Origin of the sequence: Rhizobium sp. PDO1-076 (genome assembly GCF_000247475.1) — a bacterium.
In the GTDB taxonomy this organism is placed as follows: domain Bacteria; phylum Pseudomonadota; class Alphaproteobacteria; order Rhizobiales; family Rhizobiaceae; genus Allorhizobium.
Map to the genome: position 1 here is coordinate 1 of NZ_AHZC01000300.1, position 1,121 is coordinate 1,121.

At 57.4% G+C, this 1,121-nt stretch carries 1 protein-coding gene; it reads right to left on the bottom strand.

Going from position 1 to position 1,121, the window contains the following annotated elements; all coding sequences use genetic code 11:
• Window positions 1-41 precede the first annotated feature (41 nt).
• Entirely contained in the window at window positions 42-1,052 is a 1,011-nt protein-coding gene (locus tag PDO_RS15515; protein WP_007603738.1) for an IS30 family transposase, read from the bottom strand.
• Window positions 1,053-1,121 lie beyond the last annotated feature (69 nt).

Below are 1,121 nucleotides of genomic sequence, written 5' to 3' on the forward strand. Positions count from 1 at the left end.
TGTGAGTTCATGCTGAAGCGCGACTTGCGGGCAGGGTGAAGCTAACCGGCATGCCTCAATTGAGCGAGCAGTTTCTTGCGGAAGACTTCAGCCGGCGTTCGATAGCCGAGACATTTGCGCGGTGTGGCATTGAGCTGATTGCAGATGGCGATCAGATCCGCGTCGGTTACTGACAAAGGATCGACCTCTCTCGAAAGCCATTTCCGCGCTCGCCTGTTGGTGTTCTCGACCGTGCCTTTCTGCCAGGGCGATTGTGGATCGCAGAACCAGGTCTGTGTTCCGATGCTGGCTTGCAGATAAGGCCAGTCGGTGAACTCTGTGCCTCGGTCGAAGGTGATGGAGCGGCGGGCGAGGTGGGGCAGCGCCTGTAGCGCTTGCACAAGTCCATTCATGACCGGCCGGGACTGCCGATCGTTGTTGCGCAGGAATATCGCAAAGCGGCTGACCCGCTCGACGAGTGACGTCACATTGGCCTTGCCGAACTTCTTGCGAAACTGGATCAGATCACATTCCCAATGACCGAACTGCTTGCGATCGGCAACGACCTCTGGGCGGCGCAGAATATTCAACTCCGGGCTAAACCTCTGACCATGCTTGCGTCTTGCATGCCTCGGTCTCCGTCGAGCCCGATGCTCCGGCAGGTGACGCCACAGCTTGATTGCATGTCCGTCGGCCGAGTACGCGAACTTGTAGATCGTTTCGTGACTGACCGAGATCGGATGCCGTTCCAGGCGCATCCGGCCAGCGATTTGCTGCGGTGACCAACCATGCATGATCCGGTCGATAACGGATTGCCTCACAGTCGAGAAGCGCACCAGCTTCCTGAGCTTGGCCCGCCGTTCGCAAGCCATGTCGTGCGCCGTGACGCAGTAGTAGCCGTTGAGATCCGGGACGACCTTGTCGACGAACATGTTGCGCTTGATCTCGCGAAAGATCGTCGAGCGATGTCGACCAAGCTTCTCAGCGATCACTTCGACACTGAACCCAACCGTTCTCCAGCGGGCAATCTTGCGACGTTCATCGAGGTCAATATGGGAGTAGGTGCGTTCCATTGCATCTTCCTTGCGAGTGACAACACATTGGTATCATTCGCAAGTCGCACTTCATCTTTGAACCCACCC